Source organism: Rhodococcus sp. GB-02 (assembly GCF_053470465.1).
Genome location: NZ_JBPUKE010000001.1, coordinates 1,208,532 through 1,231,733, shown reverse-complemented (window position 1 = coordinate 1,231,733; position 23,202 = coordinate 1,208,532). Strand labels below are relative to the sequence as shown.

The 23,202-nt window shown below is 62.5% G+C and carries 25 protein-coding genes and 1 pseudogene; 16 read left to right on the top strand and 10 right to left on the bottom strand.

Annotated features, from left to right (window positions below):
• Window positions 1-17: 17 nt before the first annotated feature.
• The gene (locus ACSW29_RS05880; RefSeq protein ID WP_448276817.1) at window positions 18-923 is read left to right on the top strand and encodes an oxygenase MpaB family protein; all 906 of its coding nucleotides are present in this window, start codon (window positions 18-20) and stop codon (window positions 921-923) included.
• Between the two features lie 489 nt (window positions 924-1,412).
• Window positions 1,413-1,739, top strand: a pseudogene (locus tag ACSW29_RS05875) (transglycosylase family protein); the annotation flags it as partial.
• A 383-nt stretch (window positions 1,740-2,122) separates the two neighbouring features.
• Here the strand turns inward: ACSW29_RS05875 and ACSW29_RS05870 are convergent.
• The 3 genes from ACSW29_RS05870 to ACSW29_RS05860 form a co-directional block, all read right to left on the bottom strand.
• On the bottom strand, window positions 2,123-2,548 hold the full coding sequence (locus tag ACSW29_RS05870; RefSeq protein ID WP_448277407.1) for an NUDIX domain-containing protein: 426 nt from the start codon (window positions 2,546-2,548) through the stop codon (window positions 2,123-2,125).
• An 88-nt stretch (window positions 2,549-2,636) separates the two neighbouring features.
• The gene (locus ACSW29_RS05865) at window positions 2,637-4,058 is read right to left on the bottom strand and encodes an alpha/beta hydrolase (protein ID WP_448276815.1); all 1,422 of its coding nucleotides are present in this window, start codon (window positions 4,056-4,058) and stop codon (window positions 2,637-2,639) included.
• A 5-nt stretch (window positions 4,059-4,063) separates the two neighbouring features.
• Complete coding sequence (locus ACSW29_RS05860) at window positions 4,064-4,336, bottom strand: DUF2277 domain-containing protein (protein WP_230814845.1); 273 nt, start codon at window positions 4,334-4,336, stop codon at window positions 4,064-4,066.
• Between the two features lie 132 nt (window positions 4,337-4,468).
• Here ACSW29_RS05860 and ACSW29_RS05855 point away from each other — a divergent pair, with 132 nt between their 5' ends.
• The 3 genes from ACSW29_RS05855 to ACSW29_RS05845 all read left to right on the top strand — a co-directional run bounded on the left by ACSW29_RS05855 (window position 4,469) and on the right by ACSW29_RS05845 (window position 6,239).
• A complete protein-coding gene (locus tag ACSW29_RS05855; RefSeq protein WP_448276813.1) occupies window positions 4,469-5,347 on the top strand; it encodes a bile acid:sodium symporter family protein in 879 nt (292 codons plus the stop codon).
• Between the two features lie 232 nt (window positions 5,348-5,579).
• Complete coding sequence (locus tag ACSW29_RS05850; RefSeq protein WP_448276812.1) at window positions 5,580-5,903, top strand: hypothetical protein; 324 nt, start codon at window positions 5,580-5,582, stop codon at window positions 5,901-5,903.
• Window positions 5,904-6,020: 117 nt separating this feature from the next.
• Window positions 6,021-6,239 (top strand): hypothetical protein, encoded by a 219-nt coding sequence (locus ACSW29_RS05845; RefSeq protein ID WP_347871777.1) that lies wholly within the window; start codon window positions 6,021-6,023, stop codon window positions 6,237-6,239.
• Between the two features lie 47 nt (window positions 6,240-6,286).
• On the opposite strand, the gene ACSW29_RS05840 is transcribed toward ACSW29_RS05845, so the two are convergent.
• Complete coding sequence (locus ACSW29_RS05840) at window positions 6,287-6,874, bottom strand: TetR/AcrR family transcriptional regulator (RefSeq protein WP_448276810.1); 588 nt, start codon at window positions 6,872-6,874, stop codon at window positions 6,287-6,289.
• 95 nt (window positions 6,875-6,969) lie between these two features.
• On the opposite strand from ACSW29_RS05840, the gene ACSW29_RS05835 reads away from it, so the two are divergent.
• Window positions 6,970-8,370: a cytochrome P450 gene (locus tag ACSW29_RS05835; protein ID WP_448276809.1), complete on the top strand. Its 1,401-nt coding sequence runs from the start codon at window positions 6,970-6,972 to the stop codon at window positions 8,368-8,370.
• A gap of 97 nt (window positions 8,371-8,467) precedes the next feature.
• Entirely contained in the window at window positions 8,468-8,785 is a 318-nt protein-coding gene (locus ACSW29_RS05830) for a DUF4333 domain-containing protein (RefSeq protein ID WP_448276807.1), read from the top strand.
• Window positions 8,786-8,839: 54 nt separating this feature from the next.
• Here ACSW29_RS05830 and ACSW29_RS05825 read toward each other — a convergent pair whose 3' ends face one another.
• From ACSW29_RS05825 to ACSW29_RS05810, 4 genes are all read right to left on the bottom strand, one after another.
• The gene (locus ACSW29_RS05825) at window positions 8,840-9,988 is read right to left on the bottom strand and encodes an acetyl-CoA C-acetyltransferase (protein WP_084326860.1); all 1,149 of its coding nucleotides are present in this window, start codon (window positions 9,986-9,988) and stop codon (window positions 8,840-8,842) included.
• Between the two features lie 11 nt (window positions 9,989-9,999).
• Window positions 10,000-10,671, bottom strand: a complete 672-nt coding sequence (locus ACSW29_RS05820) for a TetR/AcrR family transcriptional regulator (protein ID WP_448276806.1) — start codon at window positions 10,669-10,671, stop codon at window positions 10,000-10,002.
• A gap of 76 nt (window positions 10,672-10,747) precedes the next feature.
• Window positions 10,748-11,560, bottom strand: coding sequence for an SDR family oxidoreductase (locus tag ACSW29_RS05815; RefSeq protein WP_003945582.1), 813 nt, complete (start codon window positions 11,558-11,560; stop codon window positions 10,748-10,750).
• On the bottom strand, window positions 11,560-12,789 hold the full coding sequence (locus ACSW29_RS05810; RefSeq protein WP_317827419.1) for an acyl-CoA dehydrogenase family protein: 1,230 nt from the start codon (window positions 12,787-12,789) through the stop codon (window positions 11,560-11,562). Before ACSW29_RS05810 ends, ACSW29_RS05815 begins: the two co-directional genes overlap by 1 nt.
• A 55-nt stretch (window positions 12,790-12,844) precedes the next feature.
• On the opposite strand from ACSW29_RS05810, the gene ACSW29_RS05805 reads away from it, so the two are divergent.
• The 8 genes from ACSW29_RS05805 to ACSW29_RS05770 all read left to right on the top strand — a co-directional run bounded on the left by ACSW29_RS05805 (window position 12,845) and on the right by ACSW29_RS05770 (window position 21,237).
• The gene (locus tag ACSW29_RS05805) at window positions 12,845-14,386 is read left to right on the top strand and encodes a FadD3 family acyl-CoA ligase (RefSeq protein ID WP_230814835.1); all 1,542 of its coding nucleotides are present in this window, start codon (window positions 12,845-12,847) and stop codon (window positions 14,384-14,386) included.
• Window positions 14,383-15,255 (top strand): enoyl-CoA hydratase, encoded by an 873-nt coding sequence (locus ACSW29_RS05800; protein WP_317827421.1) that lies wholly within the window; start codon window positions 14,383-14,385, stop codon window positions 15,253-15,255. The genes ACSW29_RS05805 and ACSW29_RS05800 overlap by 4 nt, the downstream gene beginning before the upstream one ends.
• Window positions 15,255-16,415: an acyl-CoA dehydrogenase family protein gene (locus ACSW29_RS05795; RefSeq protein ID WP_230814833.1), complete on the top strand. Its 1,161-nt coding sequence runs from the start codon at window positions 15,255-15,257 to the stop codon at window positions 16,413-16,415. The genes ACSW29_RS05800 and ACSW29_RS05795 overlap by 1 nt, the downstream gene beginning before the upstream one ends.
• Complete coding sequence (locus ACSW29_RS05790) at window positions 16,412-17,377, top strand: acyl-CoA dehydrogenase family protein (protein WP_317827422.1); 966 nt, start codon at window positions 16,412-16,414, stop codon at window positions 17,375-17,377. Before ACSW29_RS05795 ends, ACSW29_RS05790 begins: the two co-directional genes overlap by 4 nt.
• Entirely contained in the window at window positions 17,374-18,426 is a 1,053-nt protein-coding gene (locus ACSW29_RS05785) for an acyl-CoA dehydrogenase family protein (RefSeq protein ID WP_317827423.1), read from the top strand. Before ACSW29_RS05790 ends, ACSW29_RS05785 begins: the two co-directional genes overlap by 4 nt.
• 145 nt (window positions 18,427-18,571) lie before the next feature.
• Window positions 18,572-19,336 (top strand): SDR family NAD(P)-dependent oxidoreductase, encoded by a 765-nt coding sequence (locus tag ACSW29_RS05780; protein ID WP_003945543.1) that lies wholly within the window; start codon window positions 18,572-18,574, stop codon window positions 19,334-19,336.
• A gap of 122 nt (window positions 19,337-19,458) precedes the next feature.
• On the top strand, window positions 19,459-20,124 hold the full coding sequence (locus ACSW29_RS05775; RefSeq protein ID WP_448276804.1) for a hypothetical protein: 666 nt from the start codon (window positions 19,459-19,461) through the stop codon (window positions 20,122-20,124).
• Between the two features lie 225 nt (window positions 20,125-20,349).
• A complete protein-coding gene (locus ACSW29_RS05770; protein WP_003945464.1) occupies window positions 20,350-21,237 on the top strand; it encodes an alpha/beta fold hydrolase in 888 nt (295 codons plus the stop codon).
• Between the two features lies 1 nt (window position 21,238).
• Here the strand turns inward: ACSW29_RS05770 and ACSW29_RS05765 are convergent, their stop codons facing one another.
• Window positions 21,239-22,057: an HAD family hydrolase gene (locus ACSW29_RS05765; RefSeq protein WP_317827425.1), complete on the bottom strand. Its 819-nt coding sequence runs from the start codon at window positions 22,055-22,057 to the stop codon at window positions 21,239-21,241.
• A gap of 62 nt (window positions 22,058-22,119) precedes the next feature.
• A complete protein-coding gene (locus ACSW29_RS05760; protein ID WP_448276802.1) occupies window positions 22,120-22,590 on the bottom strand; it encodes a MarR family winged helix-turn-helix transcriptional regulator in 471 nt (156 codons plus the stop codon).
• 111 nt (window positions 22,591-22,701) lie between these two features.
• Between ACSW29_RS05760 and ACSW29_RS05755 the strand changes: the two genes are divergently transcribed.
• Window positions 22,702-23,199 (top strand): VOC family protein, encoded by a 498-nt coding sequence (locus tag ACSW29_RS05755; protein WP_448276801.1) that lies wholly within the window; start codon window positions 22,702-22,704, stop codon window positions 23,197-23,199.
• The last annotated feature ends 3 nt before the right edge of the window (window positions 23,200-23,202 follow it).

The window sequence follows — 23,202 nt, the reverse complement described above, 5'->3', positions numbered from 1 at the left end:
CGCACGGAGGAGGATCGATGCCCACTCACTACCTGGATTCGGGAAGGTCCGAGTCGTCGCTTCGCACCGATCAGACACGCATCACCATCACGGCCGAGCGTAAGCGGTGGGCCCGCAAACCCCCGCACATCACCGACGCACTCGATTTCTGGTCGTTCGCCGGAGCCGCTGCCAACGTCATCCTGCAACTCGGTTGGCCCGAGGTGGCGTGCGGCGTCATGGAAAGCAAGGTCGAATCGGGTGCTCTGACCGCGCATCCATGGAAGCGCGCACGGACCACAACGCAGTACCTCACCGTCGCGATCCTGGGCAACGAGGAAGAGCGAAAGGCCTACCGCGAGGCCGTGAACTCGGTGCACCGACATGTGAAGTCGGATTCAAACAGCCCGGTCAAATACAACGCCTTCAATCGCGAACTCCAATTATGGGTTGCCGCTTGCCTGTTCATCGGTTTCGAAGACAGCCATCAGTTGTTGCACGGCAAGATGTCCGAAGAGCAGGCGGAATCGTTCTATCAGTCCGCGTCAACTTTGGGAACAACACTGCAGGTCACCGAAGAGATGTGGCCGGTCACCCGCGCAGACTTCGAGCGCTACTGGAACCTCGGTTGCGAACGCGTCGTCATCGACGAACGCACCAAGCAATATCTGATCGACCTGGTCAATCTACAAATGATCGCCTGGCCGATACGCCTGGTGTTCCGAAACTTGTTGCGGTTCCTGACGGTCGGATTCCTTCCGCCGATCTACCGCGACCAACTCGACCTCGAGTGGACCGAAGACGACCGCCGTCGATTCGAGCACCTCTTCATCTTCGTGTCGTTCGTCAACAGGTTCATCCCACGCTCCATCCGTCAGGCCGGCAACACCATTCAGATGCACGACATCCGTCGTCGGATCAAGGCGAGCAAGAATCTCGTCTGATCGTAGAGCCGGCAACGCGATACTCGTATCAATTCTGCTGCCCCACAGGTAAACCGGGTCGGTCGGTCGATAACACATCAAGCCTCGATTTGGGCTCCAGCGCGACCAAAGCCGGGGTCGAAAAGTCGGCAAAGCGAGCCAATCGGGCGACACATTCGCTGCATTTCGACGCCTTTACGGCCCTTTATCGGTGACTTGCATCACACTCTATCTCGATTATGTAACGCCGAGCGAGGTGACATATCGCCGCACGACCTGGGAAAACACTCTTTGATGCATTTCTGTTGCACAAACATGTGTCGACACGCCGACCCGTGACCAATCCGTAATCGTCTCCTATGGTTGGTGACAGCCCGATCAACCGGGCATTACCGAATCGCCACCGCCAGTCCCACCCCGCGGTTCGGATTCGACAACTTTCCTAGTGGTGGGAGCGGAGCTGAGACGGTCACCGTCCTCCGCCGGCGTGACTCGAGAGGATTTACCCAAATGACCAAGACCACCGTTACCCGCGCCCTTGCTTCTGTCGCCGCAGCCGGAGCCCTCGCAGCCGGAGCCATTGGACTGAGCGCCGGCACCGCATCCGCAGCCACCCACGACTGGTCGGGTGTCGCGGAATGCGAATCTTCGGGCAACTGGGCTGCGAACACCGGAAACGGCTACTACGGCGGACTCCAGTTCAGCCAGAGCACATGGGAGGCCTACGGCGGAGCGGGCAGTGCCGCCAACGCCAGCCAGGCAGAACAGGTCCGCGTCGCGGAAAACGTCCTCGCCGGTCAGGGCGCCGGCGCGTGGCCGGTCTGCGGACAGTACCTCCGCTGATCCCAGCCCAAGTAGTGCGTCACTGCCCGGTGTTCGTCGAGAATTCGACGGACCCCGGGCAGTGTTATACTAGCGACCTTCATGCCCCGCCCGATCCAGCCCCTCCGCCGCTGCTGTTGAAAGACATTACGGCGGTTCGTGATCCGTCGGGATGACGCGGCGCGAGCGAGGTGTACTGACTCGCCTTCCGATCACGCATCAGCCCTCGGAGAGCCATCCACAATTTTTGGGCCGTCCCTGCCAACCGGTTGTGAGAACTGACCGGCGCAGCCGTAGACGCGTTCGGGATGGGCTCCTTGCGCACGTAGTGCTCCATAACCCCAGTTTAGCCATGTTTCGATGGCGAAATGCTCGAATAAGGCGATGCCTCGCGGCCCTCATGGTGCCCGAACAAACTGTTCCAGCGAACTCGGTGATCCATCCTTGACCAGGCGTGCAAACCGGTCGGGTAAATCGCGTGGCCCGAACACTTCTCGACCATTGTGTGACAGAAGGCGGTCAACGCTCCACCACTCGAAGTGCTCGACCAGCTCGGCGGCCAGCGCTTCGCGCCCCAACGACCCACAGGGCTCGAATGCGGCCGCTACCGGCACGAGGAAGTAGTCGTTGATCGCACCGTCCCAACCCGGCAATATCGTCAGATCATGGATCTCCTCACGCCACACATGGGTGGCGGCGCCGTAGTCACGCAAGCCGATCTCCTCGTCCAATTCGCGCGCGAGCGCCTCGGGCGGGGTTTCGTCTCCTTCCAAGCCTCCGCCCGGAGGACACCAGACCGTCAGCCGCCCCCGGGTGCGATGAATCGGTAGAGCAAAAGACGGGACTGGTCGTCAACGACCAACCCCCTGGCCGAGTGCCTCAGGCGCATGAGTGCCACTGTAAGGCAGCAGGTCAGGCGATGACGGCCAGCTCCGGAAGTCCGGCAACCACAACCGCGAGGTTGTAACCCGACATCCGCAGTTCGCCGTTGTCCCCGGTCCTCGCGTACTCCGCATGCCCGAACGCCCGCTCGTGCTTCACTCCGTCCGGGGTGAACCCTTCGGCCGTGGACAACCGATGGAACTCGGTACGCGTGGGATCGCCGCCGAAACGGCCGAACCCCGCGATGCTGTCACCTTCCGCTTTCATGACGTAAACATGACGGTCGGCGATACCGAGGTCTGACTCCACCTTGGCCCGCACTCCGGGTGAACCGTAGAACACCACGTCGTCGACTGCTGCGCTTGCTCCGCGCTGCAGCGCAAGAGAAGTCGCGAGCGATCCGTAGGAATGGCCCAGCGCTGTGATGTGGACGCGTTCGTTGACCGACGCAGCACGAAGACCGTGAAAGAAGCTGCCCAATGCGTCGGCGGCTATGCCTGCTTTGGACGATCGACTGACGTCGAAGCTGGCCCGACCGATGTCGAACTTTCCCGGCCCGATCACCTGTGGCGCGTCGTATCCGATCCAGGCGATGGTGGCCACGCTTTCCTTTCGGCCGGCCAGTTCGAGTTGGCGCATCGCCTCGGCTCGTAATCGTGTTGCCTCGCCGACCATTCCGCGCATCGAGTCCTTGATGTTGGTGTTCAGTCCGGGAATCGTCACGGAGATGTGATCCGCGGTATCCGGATCACCGATCGCGATTGCAGCGAAGCCGCGTTCACCCGAGCGCATGTCCATGAGCAGTAACCGTCGACAAGGCTCGGCGCGAAACAACTCGTCGAGCGCGTCCAAATCCTCGAGTTTGCGTTCGGCGTACCACTGGCCCGCCCCGGTGTTACTCAGTCTGCCGCCGAAGAACTCGCGGTGAAGTTCTTGCGAGATTCGGACTGAATCGTCCTGCAGCCGTGCTCGTTCCGATTGAATTCGATCGAGATTGACGGGACTGCGAACCGCAGCAGGAATTCCGTCGAGGTTGGCGATCAGGCCGGGTGCATGACGCAACATCTGACGCTGCCGATCGGGGCTGAACGCTCGCCACTCCTCCCCCACTCGCACAGCTTTGTCACGGAGGTCTGTGCCGACCTGAGACCGCAGAGACAACGCATGATGAAGATCCGCGCTGACCAGCAGCGCCTCACCGATCAGTTCTCGAACTGCGACCTCGAGCAACCGGACGTGCAGGTGGAGCGGGTGACCGTCGGCGATGGGCGCAACCGCAGAGACGGTTCCGTCCTGACGAATATGCAAGTCGTCGGCGACGGCCTCTTTGCGTAGCGTATCCAGCCGTCGACGGATGTCGCGGACACGATGGGCGACCAGAACGCCCTCCAGCCCAGCTGACAGCTGATCCAACGGTTCGACGTCCCATGCGTCGATATCTGTGAGATCCACTCGGGTCAGGAGGAACGAGCAGCGATCCGAGCCTGCACTTCCGGACGACGCAACGGCGGGACGGTCTGAGGTGGCTGTCTACGAGGCGGCAGGGCGCTGAGCAGGCGCGTCGTCGTTTCGGTCACCTCACGCACCGCCTGTTCGAAGGCGTCTCGGTTCGCGTCGGACACCTTGGCTACTCCGCTCACCTTACGTACGTATTGGCGAGAGGCTGCCTCGATCTCCTCCGGCGTAGCAGCGGGCTCGAGTCCACGAAGTTCAGTGATGTTTCGGCACATAATTCGACGATAACCCTGCTCACCGACGCCGTCACGGTTCGATACACCAATGTATCCAAACTGCCACGCAGATCCGGGCATCACGGTAGTTTCAGTGAAATTCCCCCAGTGACTGGAAGTAGCCACTAACTCATGGACTCTGCACTCACCTCCGTCGGCCTACCCGCCGCACTCGCCATCATCATGTTCGGCCTCGGGCTTTCCCTGACGGTCGGAGATTTTGCCCGCGTGGCAAAAGCGCCGAAGGCCGTTTCGATCGCCCTGATCTGCCAGTTGTTGTTGCTCCCAGCCGCGGCCTTCGGCTTGGTCACGTTGTTCGACCTCGACCCACTGCTCGCCGTCGGCATGATGCTTCTCGCCGCATCACCGGGCGGCACGACAGCAAACCTGTTCAGCCATCTGTTCCGCGGCGATGTTGCTCTCAATGTGACACTGACTGCGGTCAATTCGGTGATTGCGGTGGTGACCCTTCCGCTGATCACCAACTTCGCGCTGGGTTACTTCGAACCCGAAGACGCGGACGGCACCCTCGGACTGCAGTTCACGAAGGTACTTCAGGTCTTTGCCGTCGTACTGATTCCTGTCGCCCTCGGAATGTGGGTTCGATTGCGCTCGAGCGCCTTTGCCGAGCGCATGGACAAGCCCGTCCGCATCGGATCTGCGGTGGTTCTGGCACTGGTGATTGTCGGAACGGTTGTATCCGAACGCGAGAACATCGCGGACTATCTCGTTGACATCGGCGCCGTCGCTGCGTTGTTCTGTCTGCTGAGCCTTTCGATCGGCTACGTCGTTCCCCGGATATTCGGCATCGAGGACCGACAAGCCATCGCCAGTTCCATGGAAATCGGCATCCACAACAGCACGTTGGCGATCACCATCGCCGTCAGCCTCCTCGACAATGTGCAATTGGCAGTACCGGCTGCGGTGTACGGCGTTCTGATGTTCCCGCTCGCCGCCGCCTTCGGCGCCACCATCACCCGCAAGTCACGGGCAACGGTCGAAATAACCTGATATCACGCAGTTTCCGAATAGACGGAAGCCGTTGCCATCGGCGCCGCGCCGTCACCGCCAGTTCGCTTGTGCCGTAACTGTTGTCGTCCTGGTTCACCGTCACCCCGGGCGCAACCAGTTCGTCGATGCGATCCAGGACCTCGACGGGCAATGTCGCGGTCGCCGCCGGTAGTTGAGAGTTGAACTGCTCCATCGCGCGCGGCCCGACAATCACGGAGGTGACAAGCGGGTCTTGGCCGTCGACGCCCGTACCGACCTCGAGCCCGCAATTGCCCTGGAACTACCGGTCTTCGGATACAACATCTCGCCCGCCACTGAGTGGGTTCCCATCGACGGCTCGGCCGAATACCTCAGCGACAAGCCCAATCTGGGGCAGATCCTCGGACTGGGCACCCGATCTCATCATCTGCGTCAACGCCGACAACGAGTACTGGCCCGCTGCAAAGCTCCAAGCCATCGCTCCCGTCCTGACGACCGAATCGAAGCAGACGTGGCGAGAGAATCTCACGCGCCCTCTCCGATTGGCTGGGTCGAACACCCACCACGGATCGCCTGATCACCGACTACGACGCTCTGATCACCGACATTCGCTCTCGACACGCTTCGGCGATCGCGGGAAAGACCCTCGCGAGTCTGTTCTACAGTCAATCAGGGGCGACTGAGCATCGAGGAGATGGATCGCCTTCGCGATTTCGACGCGTTCATGGTTTCCGTCACCGACAGCAGTGACACCACCTTCGATCAACTCTCGGACAACAAGTTGTGGCAACGACTTCCGGCTGTGCAGGCCAGGAACGTCACCGTTCTGCACGGCAGTACGTACTACGGGTCCATGTACAACAACATGTACGTAGTCAAGGGCTGGGACGATCTCTATCCGACGCTCGACTAGTCGGATTTATTCGTAGAAATGCCGGCCGCTCCCGCGCGGTCGTCATTTCACGTTTCGAGGTCGATGCCCAACGCTCCGGAGAGGGTCCGCAGACAGATCACCCTCAAATCCTCGTGCGGTATGGAAGGTTGGTCGAGCCAGTCGAGACACACGGCCCGGACGAATGCGATCCATCCCCGCACCGCGACGGTGGCGATCTGTCTTTCTTCGCCCTCGAATCCGAGTGCGTCGAGGATCCGAATCTGTTGCTGTTCGAGTTCCCGTTCGACGATCGCTCGGATACCGGCCTCTGCTGAGAGCGTCCCGACGTTGATGGCGCGCACTCCCCTGCTGTGGGACTTCACGTACGCGAAGTAAGCATCCAACCCGGCCGCCACCTGTTCACGCACCGGTAGCGTCGCGTCCGGCGCGGTCACCTCGAGCAGGTGTTGCGATTCGCGCTCGACGATTGCGGAGAAGAAGTCTCGCTTGGTCGGAAAATAGTGGTACATCAACCCGCGCGAGACGCCTGCAATCTCGGCAACCTCTTCGATCCACACGTCCTCGTACGAGCGATCGGCAAAAAGTTGCGCGCCGATGTCGAGCAACTGCGTGCGCCGCTGTTCTCGGTCCAGGCGTTTTCGTGGTGCGACCATAGGCAAGTCAGATTACTACTTGACACCGATTCAGTAAGGCGTACTTTGCGTACTAGACATCAATTCAGTAAGCGATATCACCCGGGGGACACACCATGAGCGTCGACACCACTCCAGAGGCGACGACCGATGCTCGGATCCCGCATCCGGCGTGGCGCCTGCCCTTTCTAGGCGACGTCCTCGGGATCAATATCCGGACGCCACTGCAGAACTCCGTAAGCATCGGCCGTGAACTCGGCCCGATCTTCGAAAGAAACGTCCTGGGCAATCGCTTCGTCTTCGCCTCGGGCGCGGACATGGTGGCAGAACTGTCCGACGAGTCCCGGTTCGCGAAACACCTCGCACCCGGGGTCAAAGCGCTCCGCGGAATCGGCGGCGACGGACTGTTCACGGCGTACAACCACGAGCCCAACTGGGGCAAGGCGCACAATCTCCTGGCACCGGCGTTCAGCCAGACTGCGATGCGCTCGTACCACCGCACCATGCTCGACGTGGCCGGCGAGTTGGTCGACCATTGGGACAGTCGTGAAAGTGACTCCCCCATCGACGTCTCCGCAGACATGACCAAGCTGACGTTGGAGACCATCGGACGCACGGGATTCAGCTACTCGTTCGACTCTTTCGAACGTGAAGAGCAGCACCCATTCGTCAAGGCGATGGTCGGCGCTCTCTCCCATTCACAACGCACGACGTTCCTGAAGTCCACTGCCCTGGGTCGAGTCCTCGCACGTCGCGCCGATCAACGTGACGAGGTCCGCAAGGCGTACATGGCCGAGGTGGTCGACGAGGTAATCCGTGTCAGGCGGGCAAGTACCGAACCGGGGCCGGAAGACCTACTCGAGCTGATGCTGCGGGCGGCACGCGAAAACGATCCCAACCGTATCGACGAACTGAACATCCGCCATCAGGTCGTGACCTTCCTCGTCGCGGGACACGAAACCACTTCCGGCGCATTGTCGTTCGCGCTGTACTACCTGTCACGAAACCCTGACGTGCTGGCCAACGCGCAAGCCGAGGTCGACAAGGTCTGGGAGGGCGAAGAGCCCGCCTTCGAGAAGATCGCGAAACTTCGATACGTGCGACGCGTCCTCGACGAATCGTTGCGCCTGTGGCCGACAGCACCGGCATACGGCCGCGCGGCACTCGAAGACACCACGCTCGTCGGGAAGTATCCGATGAAGAAGGGCGATTGGATGCTCGTGCTCATCCCGTCACTTCATCGCGATCCCGTGTGGGGCAACGATCCCGAGGCTTTCGATCCGGATCGTTTCCTGCCCGCCAACATCAAGGCCAGACCGGCACACGTGTACAAGCCGTTCGGAACGGGTGAACGTGCCTGCATCGGAAGACAATTCGCTATTCACGAAGCGGTCCTCGTGTTGGGCACCATCTTGCAGAAATACACGATCGAAGTCGATCCGGATTACGAACTGAAGGTGGCCGAACGGCTCACCCTCATGCCAGAAGGCTTCAACTTGACGGTCCGCCGACGCTGACCTCCAAAAACCGCGTCGCGCAATTCGGTTGAACAGTCTCAAATGCGGTAATCCCAGAGTTGGCAGCAGCGAGCACCGGCGCACCCTGGGAGTTCACATGACAAAGAGGCCTGCAGTGGGAATCGTCCTGCTCTCGGTGGCATTGGCCACGGGAGCTTGCTCGGCAAGCGTCGGGACGCCGCAAGTGGACAAGTCCGAAGTCGCAAGTCAGATCTCCACTCAACTCGCAGAGAAGATCGGCGAGCCACCCGACGACGTGACGTGTCCGGAAAACCTCGACGCCGAAGTCGGCGCGACGATCACCTGCATCCTGACCGAGCAGGGCACCGAATACGACGTCACAGCCACCGTGACCAGCGTTGACGGTGAAAGTGCGAACTTCGACATCAAGGTCGCGGATGTGCCGAACAACTAGCTGCTGTGCGCCTTTGTTAACTGCCGGCGGTTAACAAAGGCGCACAGCAAGACGTCAGAGACGCTCGATAATCGTCGCGTTTGCGGTGCCGCCACCTTCACAGATGGTCAGCAGGCCGTAACGGCCACCGGTGCGCTCGAGTTCGTTGAGCAGCGTTGCCATCAACTTGGTGCCGGTCGCGCCGAGCGGGTGGCCGAGTGCGATCGCGCCGCCGTTGACGTTGACCTTGGCCGGATCTGCGCCGATCTCCTTGATCCAGGCCAGGACGACCGGGGCAAAAGCTTCGTTGATCTCGACGATGTCGATGTCCTCGATGCTCAGACCGGCCTTCGCGAGAGCATGCTTCGTGGCCGGGATCGGTGCACTGAGCATGAAGATCGGGTCGTCGCCGCGAGCGCTGAGGTGATGAATCCGGGCGCGGGGCTTGAGGTTGTACTTCTCCACCGCTTCCGCCGACGCCAGCAGCAGCGCACTCGCGCCGTCGGAGATCTGGCTGGCCACTGCTGCGGTCATGCGCCCGTCTTCGACGAGCACCTTGAGCGTCGCCATCTTTTCGAGGCTGGTCTCGCGGGGTCCTTCGTCGACGGTCGCGTCACCCATGGCGACAATCTCGTTGTCGAAACGACCCGCGGCGATTGCAGCCTTGGCGCGCTCATGGCTCTGCAGGGCCCACTTCTCGAGCTCTTCGCGGCTGACGTCCCACTTCTCGGCGATCATTTCGGCGCCCTTGAACTGCGAGACTTCCTGGTCACCGTAACGCTCGGTCCAACCGACCGAACCCGAAGTCGGCGTGTCGAATCCGTACTGCTGACCGACGATCATCGCTGCCGAGATCGGAATCTGGCTCATGTTCTGAACACCGCCGGCAACGATCAGATCTGCGGTGCCCGACAGGATGGCCTGAGCGCCGAAGTGCACTGCCTGCTGGCTCGAACCACACTGACGATCGACCGTCACACCGGGAACGTGCTCCGGGAATCCCGCTGCGAGCCAGGACATACGGGCGATGTTGCCGGCCTGGCCGCCGATGGCGTCGACGCAACCGAAGATCACGTCGTCGACGTCACTGGGGTCGATACCGGTGCGCTCGACCAGTGCCTTGACGACGTGCGCACCGAGATCGATGGGGTGCACGCCGGACAGCGCGCCGCCTCTCTTGCCGATCGGTGTGCGAATGGCGTCGACGATGTAAACCTCGGACATAGCGTTAGCTCCTAGTTTCGTTGTGCAGCAATAGTTCTTGAAGTTGATTCAGCAATAGCGTCTGAAGTTGTGGCCGGATCGGAGAGCCCGTCGAGCACGATCGCGAGATATTGAGCCGCGACGGCGTTAGCCGAGAGGGATCCACCCGGGCGGTACCAGCGAACCGCGACCCACACGGTGTCGCGCATGAATCGGAATACTAATTCGACGTCGATGTCGGAACGGAAGGTCCCGTCCTCGACGCCGGCTTCGAGGACGCCGACCCACAGGTCCCGGAACTCGGTGTTGCGCTCGGCCAGGTAAGCGAAGCGCTCGTTCCCGACGAGGTGCTTGACCTCGTCCTGGTAGATCGCCACAGCCGAATGTGAGGCGTCGATGGCCTCGTACGACGTCACGACCAGCGCTTCGAGCGTCGCGCGACTGTCCAACCCCGCCGCGACGATCTCGCGGTATTTTCCGAAGAGTTCGTCGAGGAACTGGTGCAGGATCTCGTCGACCATCGACTCCTTCGAATCGAAATGGTGATACAGGCTGCCGGACAGTATCCCGGCGGCGTCGGCGATGTCGCGGACGGTCGTCGCGCGCACTCCGCGATCGGCGAACAGCCCCGCCGCGATCTCGAGCAGCTCGTCGCGGCGCCCGGACTTGCCGTTTGATTCGTCGGAATTTCGAGGTGGCGTCATGTATTCAATCCTATCCAGGGCCTTCCCCTGTGCGCGGTCAGCGAGTCCAGGGACTCCTCAACCGCGCACGGGGACGCTAGGCCCTCTGCGAAGAAACGGAGACGATCTCGCCGGTCATGTAGGTGGAGTAATCGCTGGCGAGCATCGCGATGACCGTTGCGATCTCCCAGACCTCCGCCGCGCGTCCGTAGGCCTCACCGGAAGCCAACTGGTCGAGCAGTTCCTCACTGGTGACCTTCGCCAGGAACGCGTGACGCGCAATGGAGGGCGAGACCGCGTTGATACGGACTCCGTACTCCGCTGCTTCGATTGCGCTGCACCGAGTCAGCGCCATGACGCCGGCCTTGGCTGCGGCGTAGTGCGCCTGGGAATGCTGCGCCCGCCAACCGAGGACGGACGCGTTGTTCACCAGAACACCGCCGTGGGGAACGCTCTTGAAGTACCGCAGCGCGGCGCGCGTCGAACGGAAAGTGCTGTTGAGGGTGATGTCGAGAACGCGATCCCACTGATCGTCCGTCATGTCGACGACGGGAGTTTCGCCGCCAAGGCCCGCGTTGTTGACGACGATGTCGATACGTCCCAACTTCTCGGCCGCTCCGACGAACAACGCGTCGACCTGCTCGGTGCTGGACACGTCACAGATGATCGACTCGACCTGCTGACCGGGGAATTCGGCCTTCAGCTTCTCCACCGTCTCGCCGAGTCGACGCTCGTGGAAGTCGGAGACGAGAACGTCGCCGCCCTCGAGAAGCACCCGGCGCGCAGTAGAGAAGCCGATGCCGGTTCCGGCTGCGGCGGTGATGATTGCCTTCTTGCCCGCGAGCAGTCCGTGGCCCGGGGTTTCCTCCGGCGCAACGGAAAGCGGGGACGCGGCTTTGGTGTCAGACATTAACGGGCCTCTCGGGGAAGACCGAGCACGCGCTCGGAAATGATGTTGCGCTGAATTTCGTTGGAGCCGCCGTAAATCGTGTCGGCGCGGGTGAAGAGGAAGAGGCGCTGCCACTCGTCGAGCTCGAGATGCTCGGGATCGGTGATGTCCGAGGCATTGCCTTCGGAATCCGCCCACGGTGCAACCAACGACGACGCTCCTTGCACGTCCATCGCCAGCTGTCCCAGATCACGATGCCAGTTGGCCCACAAAAGTTTTGCGACGGACGCTTCTCCGCCACCGGTTCCGGCGTCGACCGCGTCGAGAGTACGCATCGCGTGGGCGCGCATCACGCGCAGACCGACCCAGGCGCGCGCGATCTTTTCGCGGATGTTCGGATCCTGGTCACTGCCATTGGCTTTCGCCAGGTCGACGACGCCTTGGAGCTCGCGGGCAAATCCGATCTGCTGTCCGAGCGTGGATACACCGCGCTCGAAGGTGAGCAGCCCCATCGCGATCTTCCAGCCCTCGCCGGGTTCCCCGACCACCAGATCGGCGTCGGTGACGGCGTCGTCGAAGAAGACCTCGTTGAACTCCGATGTGCCGGTGAGCTGCTGAATGGGCCGAACTGTCACACCGGGCTGATCCAACGGGACCAGCAGGAAGCTCAACCCCTGGTGACGCTTGGAGCCCACCTCGGTGCGGCAGACCACGAAGCACCACTGCGCGACGTGAGCCAGTGAGGTCCACACCTTCTGGCCGTTGATGATCCACTTGCCGTCTTCGAGGCGTGCGGTGGTGGAGACGTTCGCGAGGTCGGAACCGGCGCCGGGCTCGGAGTAGCCCTGCGACCACAGTTCACTGACCGTGTTGATGCCCGGAAGGAATCGGCGCTTCTGCTCGTCCGTTCCGTACGCGATCAGCGTCGGGCCGAGCAGCTCTTCACCGATGTGGCTGACGCGAGCGGGCGCACCGGCCTTCGCGTACTCCTGATGGAAGATGACCTGCTGAGCGATGCTTGCTCCCCGCCCGCCGAACTCCTTCGGCCACCCGAGGCACGTCCATCCTGCGGCTGCGAGGTGCTTGTCCCACTCGAGTCGTTGCTCGAAGAACTCGTGCTCGCTGCCGGGGCCGCCCTTACCCTTGAGCTGGGCGAATTTGCCCGTCAAGTTCTCGGCCAACCACTGCGCGACCGTGGTCGCAAACTCGTCGTCCGTCATCTGCCCGTCCGGGCTCTCGCTCTGGTCCACATATGTAAGATAACCTACCAAGCACTTGCTAGGTAGCGTGTCAGGTAGGAGTCCAGTGACCGAACAACCGAGAACCATCCCATCAGCCCTCATCCGGGCCGCCGAGGAGTTCGGTGAGCGCGCGGCTATCGCCGATGGCGACACCCGACTGACCTTCGCACAGCTACACCAGCGTGTCCGCGATTTCGCCGGCGCACTGATCAACCGTGGGGTGAAGGCAGGCGACCGCGTCGTCATCTGGGCGCCCAACACGTACCACTGGGTGATCGCCCTGCTCGGCGCTCAGTACGCCGGCGCGGCCATCATTCCGATCAACACTCGATACACCGGCACCGAAGCTCTCGACATCATCGAGCGCGTCGACGCCGCTGCTCTGGTGGTCGTCGGCACGTTCCTCAAGGCCGATCGGTACCAGCAGTTGCTCGACGCCAACCCGAGCCTGTCGATTCCCACCGTCATCCAGGTACCGATCGACGGGAACGACGACCGTGACGGCGTCATCGAGTTCGAGGACTTCCTCGCGCTCGCCACCGACGCCGCCCGCACCGAAGCCGATGCCCGCGCTGCGAAGGTGCAGCCCGACGACGTCAGCGACATCCTCTTCACCTCCGGCACCACGGGACGCAGCAAGGGCGCGATCACCGCGCACCGTCAGTCCATCGCCGTTGCCAAGTCGTGGGGCGAATGCGCCGAGGTCACCGCTGACGACAACTTCCTCATCATCAGCCCGTTCTTCCACACCTTCGGGTACAAGGCCGGAATCCTGGTCTGTCTGTTGAACGGTGCGACGATCGTGCCGGTGTCCGTCTTCAACATCGACGACACCCTCGCGCTGGTCAACAGCGAGAAGATCAGCATCCTGCCTGGCGCCCCGACGATCTATCAGACCATCCTCGACCACCCCCGCCGCAGCGAATACGACCTGTCCTCGCTCCGCATCGCGATCACCGGCGCCGCACCCGTGCCGGTTGCTCTCGTCGAGCGCATGCAGGCAGAGCTTTTCGACGCCGTCCTCACGGCATACGGCCTGACCGAGGCAGTCGTTGCGACCATGTGCCGCACCGACGACGATCCGGTCACCGTCTCCACCAGTTCCGGCCGCGCGACAGCCGATTTCGAGGTCAAGATCGGCGACCAGGGCGAGATCCTGCTTCGTGGACCGAACGTCATGCTCGGGTACCTCGACGACCCGGAATCCACCGCCAAGGCAATCGACGCCGACGGCTGGCTGCACACCGGAGACATCGGAACCCTCGACGAACGCGGATATCTCGACATCACCGACCGCCTCAAGGACATGTACGTCAGCGGCGGATTCAACGTCTACCCCGCCGAGATCGAGGGTATGTTGGCTCGGCTGCCCGGCGTCCATGAATCGGCTGCCATCGGCATCCCCGATCACCGGATGGGAGAGGTGGGCCGCGTCTACATCGCCCAACTCGACGGTGCCGGCCTCACCGAAGAGTCGGTGATCGCCTTCCTCAAGGAGAAGATCGCCGGCTTCAAGGTGCCCCGCGAAGTACGCTTCGTCGATCACCTGCCCCGTAACCCTTCGGGCAAGGTCCTCAAAACGGTTCTGCGCGAGGAACAGTCATGACCGTTCCTTTTGAAGCCGACGTCGTGACCTACGAGGTTCGTGACTCGGTCGCCGTCGTGACGTTGAATCGCCCCGACTACCGCAACGCCCAGAACTCGGTCGTGACGTACGCCCTCGACGCGGCATTCCAGCGCGCCGTCGAGGACGACGACGTGAAAGTGATCGTCCTGGCAGGCAACGGACCTCACTTCAGCGCCGGACACGATCTGGGAACTCCGGGACGCGATCATCACGTCGAGTACGAGAACAAGGCCACCATGTGGTGGGATCACGTCGACAAGCCCGGCGGTGACCAGCGTTTCGCGCGCGAGATGGAGGTCTACCTGGGTATGTGCCGCCGTTGGCGGGAGATCCCCAAGCCCACCATCGCGATGGTGCAAGGCGCCTGCATTGCCGGTGGGCTCATGCTCGCCTGGGTCTGCGACATGATCGTCGCGGCCGACGACGCCTTCTTCTCCGATCCCGTTGTCCGCATGGGCATCCCCGGCGTCGAATACTTCGCGCACCCGTGGATGGTCGGTTCACGTTTCGCGAAGGAAATGCTCTTCACCGGCGATCGCTTCACCGCGCAACGCGCCTACGAAATCGGCATGGTCAATCGCGTCGTCGCCCGCAAGGATCTCGAGAAGGAGACGTTCGAGCTCGCCGGACGTATCGCCGAGATGCCCCGCTTCGGACTGGCTTTGACCAAGAAGGCCGTCAATCAGTGCGAGGACCAGATGGGGATGCGTAACGGCATCGATTCCGTCTTCGGTCTGCATCACTTCGCTCACGCTCACAACGCCGAGGTAGGCAAAGACTCGCTTGGTGGTCTCGATGCCAAAGCTATGGCTGCCAGTGCTCGCACACCGCAGGAAGGAACAAACTAGTGGATCTCGTATTCGACGACGCCACAACCGCATTCCGTGACGAGGTCCGCTCGTTCCTGGAGGCGAACGTCCCCGCTACTCCGCTGAAGTCCATGGACACCGCCGAGGGCTTCGAAGAACACCGGCAGTGGGAACACACCCTCGCCGACGCCGGTTACGCCGTCGTCTCCTGGCCCAAGGAACTCGGTGGCCGCGACGCGTCCCTGCTCGAATGGGTCGTCTTCGAGGAGGAGTACTACCGCTCGGGTGCGCCCGGTCGCGTAAGCCAGAACGGCATCTTCCTCTTGGCTCCCACACTGTTCGAGCATGCACATGCCGAGCAGTTGGCTCGCATCATGCCGCGCATGGCTCGTGCTGACGACATCTGGGCACAGGCCTGGTCCGAGCCCGAGTCCGGTTCCGACCTCGCGAGCCTGCGGTCGAGCGCGAAGAAGGTCGACGGCGGCTGGCTGCTCAACGGTCAGAAGACGTGGAGTTCGCGGGCCAGCTACGCAGACTGGGGCTTCGGCTTGTTCCGCTCCGATCCAGATGCGCAGCGCCACAAGGGCATCACGTACTTCATGTTCGACCTCCGCTCGAAGGGCGTCACCGTTCGCCCGATCGATCAGCTCGACGGCGAGCCCGGCTTCGCCGAGATCTTCCTCGAGGACGTCTTCGTTCCGGACGACCCGGCCAACCCCGGTGAGTCCGGTGTGATCGGCAACGTCAACGAAGGTTGGCGCGTCGCGATGAGCACCGCAAGCAACGAGCGTGGCCTCTCGCTGCGCAGCCCCGGCCGCTTTCTCGCGACAGTCGACCGCCTGCTCGAGCTGTACAAGTCCAGCGGACGCACTGACGACAGCGCTCTGCGCAACCAAGTCGCCGACGCCTGGATCGGCGCTCGCGCTTACCAACTCAACACATTCGGCACCGTCACCCGTCTGGCCGACGGTGGACAGCTCGGCGCCGAGTCCTCGATCAACAAGGTCTTCTGGTCCGAGTGGGATATCGCCACCCACGAGACTGCTCTCGAACTTCAGGGCCCTGAAGCCGAGTTGGCCGACAACTGGATGGACGGATACCTGTTCTCACTGTCCGGCCCGATCTACGCAGGCACCAACGAAATTCAGAAAAACGTCATCGCTGAGCGTCTGCTCGGCCTACCGAAGGCGGACCGATGAGATTCGCGCTCGACTCCTCCCACCAGGACTTCGCTGCAAGCATCGATGCACTGCTGACCAAGTCCGACATGCCCGCCGTCATCCGTTCGTGGAACGACGGTGACACCGAGCCAGGCAAGAAGCTCTGGCAGCGCCTTGCCGAGACCGGCGTCAACGGCCTCGTCATCGCCGAAGAGCACGACGGACTCGGCGCCGACGCCGTCGACCTGGTCATTGCGCTCGAACAGCTCGGTCGCCATGCAGTACCCGGACCGGTCGTCGAAACGATCGCCGTGGCACCGACGCTCCTGGCTTCCGTTGCACCGGAACGTCTCTCTGCTCTCGCCGAGGGGTCACTGGCATCCGTCGCCGCTCCCCCGCACACACCGTTTGCGCTCGACGCCGATGCAGTGGACCTGGTGCTACTTGCGCAGGACGGTGCCGTCTCACTCGGCGTCCCCGGCGAGGCCAAGGCGTCGGTGGATCTCTCCCGCAAGCTCTACGAGGTTTCTGCCGGCGAATCGCTGGGCTCCGCCGACTTCTCGGCAGCATTCGACATGGGCGCTCTTGCCACTGCCGCGCAGTTGCAGGGTCTCGGCCAGACACTGCTCGAGGTCACCACCGAATACGCGAAGCAGCGCAAGCAGTTCGGCAAGGTCATCGGACAGTTCCAGGCCATGAAGCACCACCTGGCCGAGGTTGCCGTCTCCCTCGAAATGGCTCGCCCCCTGCTGCACGGTGCCGCACTGTCGGTTCGCGATCAGTCGGCCGACGCCTCGCGCGACATTTCAGCCGCCAAGGTCGCGTGTGGCGATGCCGCCTACAAAGCCGCCCGCGTCGGGCTCCAGGTTCACGGCGCCATCGGCTACACGATGGAACATGATCTCTCCCTGTGGCTCACCAAGGTGCGGGCGCTACTCACCGCATGGGGCACGCCGTCCGAGCACCGCGCACGCGTCGTCGAAGCTCTGGTTGCGTCATGAGCATCGACACCGAAGACCAGGCAGCATTGCGCGCGTCGGTACGCGATCTCCTGAGTAAGCATTCCGACTCCGCTGCCGTCCGCGCCGCGATCACCACAGAGATCGGCTATGACGCGGCGTTGTGGAGCAAGCTGTGTGAGCAGATCGGCGTCGCCGCGCTGGCGATTCCCGAGGAGTTCGACGGCGTCGGAGCAGGTTTGGGTGAGGTACACGTGGTCCAGGAGGAACTGGGCCGCACACTGACACCTTCACCGATGTTGGGTTCCGCAATTCTTGCCGCACAGGCACTGCTGCTTTCCGGTGACAACGACGCATGCTCGCGACTGCTGCCCGGTGTCGCGGCCGGCGAGAGCACGCTCGCACTGTGCTGGGCGAGCGCCGCTGGTTGGAGTACCTTCGGCGTCGAGGCAACCGAGGATGCGTTGAACGGGACGGCGTCGTACGTCCTCGACGGGCACGTTGCAGACACCCTGCTCGTTCTGACCGCCGACGGGTTCTATGAAGTGGATCCCGCGGCCGAGGGCGTCTCCCGCCGACGCGTCCCCACCATGGATCCGACGCGAACGCTGGCGGAGGTCACGTTCTCCGGTGTTCGCGGTCGGCCACTGGAGTGGTCCGAAGATCTAGTCGATCGAATCCGAACCGTCGTCCTGATCGCGTTGTCTGCGGAGCAGGTCGGAGCAGCCGCAGCGATCGTCGAACAGACCGTCGAATACACCAAGTCGCGCAAGCAGTTCGGTCGCGCGATCGGTTCTTTCCAGGCCCTCAAGCACCGGATGGCCGACATGTACACGTTGGTCGAGACGGCACGGTCGATGACCTACGCCGCAGTGGCGACGCAGTCGGCCGACGACGCAGCGGTGGCGAAGATCTACTGCTCGGAAGCATTGCGGCAGATCACCTCCGAAGCGGTTCAGTTGCACGGCGGAATCGCGATCACCTGGGAGCACGACGCTCAGCTGTACTTCAAGCGTGCACACGGCAGCGCTCAGCTTTTCGGTCAGCCGAGCACCTACCTTCCGAGCCTCGCGCAGGCAGCGGGTTTGTAGACACGACGGTGCTTGTTCGCTCGTAGTCCCGGGCGAACAAGCACCGATGCTGCCCAGTCAGTGGAATGATCCGCAGATTTATGTGGCTGGATCACGCAGAATCGGTCACCAGACAGCTGTCCATCCCACAGACCGGAGTTTTCTCGTGAATCGATTCGACGACAAGCGCGTCCTCATCAGCGGCGCAGGATCCGGCATCGGCCAAGCCACCGTTGCCCGCATCCTGGCAGAAGGTGGCACCGTCGTCGCCGCCGACATTTCCGAGACCGGCCTCGAACAGACGCTGAACGCCGCGAAGGACGCCGGCCATTCCGATCGCCTCACCACGGTGAAGGTCGACATCTCCAGCGAAGAGTCTGTTCGCGAACAGGTCGGCGCTGCGATCAAGGCTCTGGGCGGCCTCGACGTGCTGGTCAATGCGGCGGGCATTCTGCGCTCCGCGCATACCCACGAGATGACACTCGATTTCTGGAACACCGTCATCGGGGTCAACCTGACCGGAACCTTCCTCATGACGAGGGAGTCCCTGCCTGCTCTGCTCGAAAGCGGGGCAGGCGTCGTGGTCAATTTCAGTTCCACCTCGGCGACGTTTGCCCACCCCTACATGACGGCGTATGCAGCGTCGAAGGGTGGAATCCAATCCTTCACGCACGCACTCGCTCTCGAGTACAGCAAGCAGGGCCTTCGCGCCGTGGCCGTCGCACCCGGCAGCATCGCTTCGGGCATGACGTCCGATCCCGGATTCCCGGCCGACATCGACTTCACGCTGCTCGGCAAGCTGGCCCCGGCGATCGGTGAGGGTTTCGCTCCCCCGTCCGCGGTCGCCGGTGTGATCGCGATGCTCGCTTCCGAGGACGGCTCATTTGTCACCGGAACGGAAATCCGCATCGACGGCGGCACGCATATGTGACCACCTGCTGTGCGCCTTTATTAACCGCCGGCGGTCAATAAAGGCGCACAGCAGCAAGGCGGCATACTTGTCTGGTCGCCCGGAACCGGTCCGGCGGTACGAAGTGCGGTGGGGAGCCAGCGGTGAGCGAGTCAACAGGCAGTACGAACCTCGAGCCCGTGCTGATCAGTCCCGTAGTCGACGGAATGATTCGCACGTGGTCCGAGGACGAGACCCGCTTGTGGAGCGTCGACTATCCCGAGGAGCTCGGCACACTGCTAGGTCGGGGCCTCGTGGCCCGTACTGCTCTGCCGGACAACAAGTTCCGAGAAGTTGCATTTTTCGACGCCCAGATGCAGACCCTCACTGTGCAGCCGCGCTTCGCTTCCCCGGACAGCACTGCCCTCGCCGCACCGTTCAAGCTCACCGAGGCGTCGGCCCCGGCCGCCGACGCTTGGGAAGATCTCGAGGCGGTACTCGCCTCCATCGCGATCTCCGCTGCCGGTCGCGGCGAATTCTGGCTCGCGGAACTCGGCGGGTGGGATTCTCCCCACGAACCGAACTGCCTCTTCACGACCGTCGACGAATCGGGACTGGCCAACGCAGTCATGGAAGCCACCCCCGCACCCGTGGGCACAGGCGTCTGGCCGGAGGTTCCACACGGACAAGCCGGTGTTTCGGTTTCGGCACCAGCTTCACAGGACACCATCGAGGCTGCCGGAATCTTCGCGGTATCAGCCATCGAGACGTGGGGCGTCACTCCGTGGGACATCAACCTCACCTTCGGCAAGCTGGTTGATTTCGCCTGATCAACGGCACCGACACGCGGCGGTGAGTTGTACGTCTCCCCTCAGCCGACGGCTCACGGTTCGTCACAACACGCCCGATGGCCACGACATCGGCCCCCTCGATGGGCATACTGAGGGAACTGGGGTTACTCCCGGTCACAAATACCCGTGGATCCGCGTCGGGGCGGGTGCGGTCCGACAACACGCGAGCAGCCACAGACACTGGCGGCTCCGAAAGGTTCAATCATGGCAACCGACCAATTACAGACGGTTGTATTGCACGGCGACCAGCTCAAATACGTCGACCAAGGCAGTGGCCCCGTTGTGGTGCTCATTCACGGCCTGCTGGGCGCGCACTCCAACTGGGAGCCGCAGATCGAGACGCTCTCACGCCACTACCGCGTCATCGCTCCTGATCTCTTCGGACATGGTGCGTCGGACAAGCCTGCCGGCGACTACTCACTCAGCGCTCACGCAGCCACTGTGCGCGATCTTCTCGAAGCCCTCGATATTCCGTCGGCCACCCTGGTCGGTCACTCACTCGGCGGCGGGATCGCGATGCAGACGCTGTATCTGTTCCCCGACCGCGTGGAACGACTGTGCCTGGTGGCCAGCGGCGGACTCGGCCCCGAGGTGAGCCCTCTCCTGCGGGCGGCGACTCTGCCCGGCAGCGAACTGGTACTTCCCGTCCTCGCGTCCAGGACGCTGACCGACGTGACCGACAAAGCGCTCGGACTTTTCAACAAGATCGGCCTGTTCAAGCTCGGCGCCAGCGCGAGTGAGGCCCGTAAGAGCTTTGCTTCGGTATCGGACGCGTCGACACGTCAGGCATTTCTGGCGACGGCACGATCGGTCATCAATTACAACGGCCAAACCGTCAATGCCACGCCACATTTCGCCAACTTCAAGAACCTGCAGGCACTACTGGTGTGGGGCGAGGAAGACACCATCATCCCCAACGCCCACACCGAGAACGCTCGCGCCGAGCTACCGCTCGGGCGGGTCGAGATCTTCAAGCGCGCCGGACACTTCCCCCACCTGGACTACCCGGATCGCTTCGACCGTGTCTTCTCCGAATTCATGACGGACTGCGGCGTCGGTATCGGCACCGGACCCAAGGCCGTCAGCAGCTGAACTAGCTCCCCTCAACCAGCTCTTCGAGGTAGCTCGCCACGCCGTCCTCGTCGTTCGTGGGCAAAATTCGGTCGGCGAGCTCGATGACCTCGGTTCTGGCGTTGGCCGGCGCCAGAGCCGTTCCGACCCAGGTCAACATGGCAACGTCGTTGAAGGCGTCACCGGCTGCGGCCACTTCCGACGCATCGATGCCGTCGATCGCGCACAACTGCGCGAGAGCGCTGGCCTTCGAAACGCCCGCTGCAGCCATTTCCATGTACGGCGCCCCGGAGTGGGTCAACTCCACACCCTCGATGCCCGCAGCGACCGCAGTTCGATACAGGTCGGCGCTGGGAACTTCCGCATGCCGGGCCACGATCTTGACCATCGGCTCAACATCGAGCGGCAAGGTGTCCGCCAGCACCATCTCGTGCAGGTGCCGGTGATGGTCCGCGAACTCACACAGAGCGGCATACTCCGGCTCGGCAAAGAACTGAGTGGGTCCGACATTCGCGAACACGACGCCTGGGACCAGTGCGCGTACTTGCTCCATAGCCGTTGCCGCCAAGGACATTTCGATCGAAACTGTGTCGACGATCCGCGGAGTCCCGTCGGCGAGATCGAGAATGACAGCACCATTGGCACACACAGCCTTGCCGCGAAATCCGCACGAGCTCGCCAACGTGTGTACCGAATGTCGAGCGCGGGCCGTCGCCCACACAACTTCGATACCCGCCAGCCGCGCGTTCTCCATGGCTTGTGCGGTGCGCGCCGAAATCGTTCGGTCGGAGCGCAGCAGGGTGCCGTCGAGGTCGGTTGCGAACATACGAATACGGGTCACCAGACAATGATGGCAGTCCGTTCGCAGCCCTCACCAACTACGTGGGATGGGCCGTTGCCCTGTCAATTACTTGCTTGGGCCTCGAGAAGGTGCCGACGCATCTCACCGAAGACCACACCCAGCCGCTCGACATCTCGCGGGCTCAGCAGGTCGAACATGCTCTCCCGTACAGCGGCCACGTGCGACGGGCTTGCCGACGCCAGTTTCTCGGCACCCAAGTCGGTCAGCTCCGCATTAGCGCCCCTCTTGTCGTCGACACACTCGACCCTTTGCACCCACCCGGCACCGACCAGGCGATTGACGGCCCTGGTCACACCACTTCGTGTAGCCATAACAGCGTCGGCGAGCTCACTCATGCGCAGTTGCCGCCCGGGCGCTTCGGCGAGAGCGACCAGCAGTTCGAAATCAGTGAAGGAAATGTCGGAGTCTCGCACCAACTGCTGATCGAGAACACGCTGGAGCAGTCGGGTCGAGTCCAGGTAAGCCCGCCAGGCCGTTTGCTCCGAGTCGGTCAACCATCGCGTTGATTCCATAACGCCAGCATATCCGAAGTAGTTGACAACGAAATCAAATGAGCTATTCTCAATATAGTTGATCAGTCAACTACTTGTTCGAAGAGAAGGTTCAACCGAGAGGCGGGCGCCATGAGCGACAGCAACGCAGTGCAGTTCGAGGAACGCCGTGCCGAGATAAGGGATCGGCATCTGATCCCCGCCGACAAACGACCATCATCGATGGCACGCGGGCTGCACCATACGGCCCTGATCAGCAGTGACGTCGAGCGAACCGTGAAGTTCTATCAGGATCTCCTCGGCTTCCCCCTCACCGAGTTGATCGAGAACCGTGACTACCCCGGGTCGTCGCACTTCTTCTTCGACATCGGCAACGGCAATCTCCTGGCCTTCTTCGATTTCCCGGGCCTCGACGTGGGCCCGTACCAAGAAGTACTCGGCGGTCTCCACCACATCGCGATCAGCGTCGAACCTGCCAAGTGGGCGAAGCTGCGCACCAGACTGACCGAGGCCAACATCGAACTGATCGAGCACAGCGAGGTTTCGTTGTACTTCCGCGATCCCGACGGCGCTCGACTCGAACTGATCGCCGACCCACTCGGCGAGATGTACGGCAATCACGTCCTCTGAAAA